General features: G+C 69.5%; 3 protein-coding genes. 2 read left to right on the forward strand and 1 reads right to left on the reverse strand.

The window, feature by feature from the left end:
* Positions 1-357 precede the first annotated feature (357 nt).
* A complete protein-coding gene (locus EF918_RS35110; RefSeq protein WP_260610988.1) occupies positions 358-1,125 on the forward strand; it encodes a helix-turn-helix transcriptional regulator in 768 nt (255 codons plus the stop codon).
* Positions 1,122-1,304, forward strand: a complete 183-nt coding sequence (locus tag EF918_RS35115; RefSeq protein WP_125652900.1) for a DUF397 domain-containing protein — start codon at positions 1,122-1,124, stop codon at positions 1,302-1,304. Before EF918_RS35110 ends, EF918_RS35115 begins: the two co-directional genes overlap by 4 nt.
* Here EF918_RS35115 and EF918_RS35120 read toward each other — a convergent pair.
* A complete protein-coding gene (locus tag EF918_RS35120) occupies positions 1,301-1,813 on the reverse strand; it encodes a GNAT family N-acetyltransferase (protein WP_125652901.1) in 513 nt (170 codons plus the stop codon). The genes EF918_RS35115 and EF918_RS35120 overlap by 4 nt on opposite strands.
* Positions 1,814-2,072 lie beyond the last annotated feature (259 nt).

The following is a 2,072-nucleotide window of genomic DNA, read 5'->3' on the forward strand; positions in this document are numbered from 1 at the left end:
GGACCCTGACCCCCGCCTCCCACCCGTCCGCGTGCCACTTCGCGGCGGAGAAACAGGTGGTCCCGCCGTCCGGCGACTCCGACGACAGCGGAGCGTAAGGGTCACGCGTCGCGCGTGACGTGTCACACGCCTGAACTTGCAGGTCAGAGTGGGCGTTTGGGCTGTCAGTCAATGTGGGCGTTCGCCGGACAGTCGTCGCGGTGGGTGACTAGCGTGGCACCCGTGCTCGCCCGTACGCATGGTGCGGTACGGGTGGACACGGCTATCCACCGTGCTCACGTGGGGAGTTCACCAGTCATGCCGCCACGGAAGAGGCCTCGGCCGCTCAACTCGAACACCCTCAAGATGGTCGGGGCCATGGTCGCCACCGCCCGCCACGCCAAGAGCCTGACGCAGCAAGAGCTTGCCGATCTGGTCAACGTCGACGTCGAGACCATCGCCTCGATCGAGCAAGGGCGCCGCGCCCTGAAGCCGGACATCGCGGAACGGCTCGATCTGCAGCTCGGCCTTCCCGGCGTGCTCACCGCCGGGGCCCTTCGGCTGCCGGACGTCGACATAACGCCGGCATGGGTCGAGGGCACCTTTGAGGCGCTGGCCGAGGCCCGCTCGCTGTGCTGGTACGAAACGCTGCTCGTGCCGGGCGTCCTGCAGACCGAGGCCTACGCCCGCGCGGTCTTCACCTGTCGCATTCCGTACTACGGTGAGGACAAGATCGAGAGTCTGATCGCGCGTCGGATGGAGCGCCAGGAAATCCTTCGGCGACCGGTCCCGCCGGATCTCAGCTTCATCCTCTCGGAGGCCGGCCTCCGAGATCGCCTCGGGGGCGACGACGTGTACCGGGAGCAGCTGCACCACCTGCGTGCCATGGCCGACCACCCGGCCGTCTCCTTCCAGGTGCTGCCCCTCGGACTCACCGAGCATGCGGGTCTCACCGGCCCGTTCATCGTGATGGAGACACCGCAACACCAGTGGCTCGCCTCCTGCGAGTCGCAGCACGGAACCGTCCTGATGCGGGACCCCAGCCAGGTCAGTCTCCTGGTTCAGAAGTATGGGATGCTGCGGACACAGGCCCTCAATCTCCCCGATACCAAGGGCCTGTTGGAACGGTTGCTAGGAGAGCTATGAGCACCGCAGTGAAGTGGTTCAAGTCCAGTTACAGCGGCCAGGAGGGCGGTGAGTGCGTCGAGGTGGCCACCCGTCCCGAGGCCGTGCACGTCCGTGACTCCAAGCTCACCGCCGGTCCCGAGCTCCGCCTCGCCCCGCAGGCGTGGAGCGAGCTGACGGGCTGGCTCCGCCAGGACTAGGTGCGCAGCGCCCGGCGCATGCAGGTGCGGGGCCACTGGTCCAGGCCGTGGGCGGCTTCTTGGGCGCGGATCCGGCGGAGGCCGGGTGTGAGCTCGGCGTCGTCCAGGGGGCGGAAGCCGCAGCGTGCGTAGTAGGGGGCGTTCCAGGGGACCTCGGTGAACGTGGTGAGGGTCAGGGCGGGTGCCCCCTCGTCCGTGGCCCGGGCCGCCGCGCGGTCCAGCAGCATCCGGCCGAGGCCGCGCCGTGCGCTGCCCGGGTGCACGGAGACCTGCTCGACGTGGAGGTTGCCGTCGACGCGGGCGGCGATCAGGTAGGCGACCGGGGCGTCGGAGTCGTCCGCCATGACCCAGGCCAGGCCCGCGCGGTGGTAGCGGGCGAGTTCGTCGAGCGGGAGCGGCTCGTCCTCGGCGATCTCCGGCATGCCGATGTCGCGAAAGCACTCCCCGGCGGCCCTCTCGATGTCCTGGAGGACCGGCAGTTCGTCCAGGCGTACGGCTCGGATGCGCATGGAGGCATTCTGCACCGCGGCTCGGACATCGCCACCGGCTCATGCCTCTGGCGCAACGATCCGGCCATCTTCGCCGAATCTCGTCCCACCGGCCCCGGCAGCCCCAACTGGCCTTGCTGTGCGGTCATTTGACTCAATCTGTCGCGATACGCGACCCCCCGCGGTGGGCTTCGTACAGCCGTGCGGGTGCCGTCGGCCGGGTGGGGAGGGCGCGCGCCCTCCCCACCCGGCCGACGGCACCCGCACGGCTGTACGAAGC

Origin of the sequence: Streptomyces sp. WAC06614 (assembly GCF_003949795.1) — a bacterium.
In the GTDB taxonomy this organism is placed as follows: Bacteria; Actinomycetota; Actinomycetes; order Streptomycetales; family Streptomycetaceae; genus Streptomyces.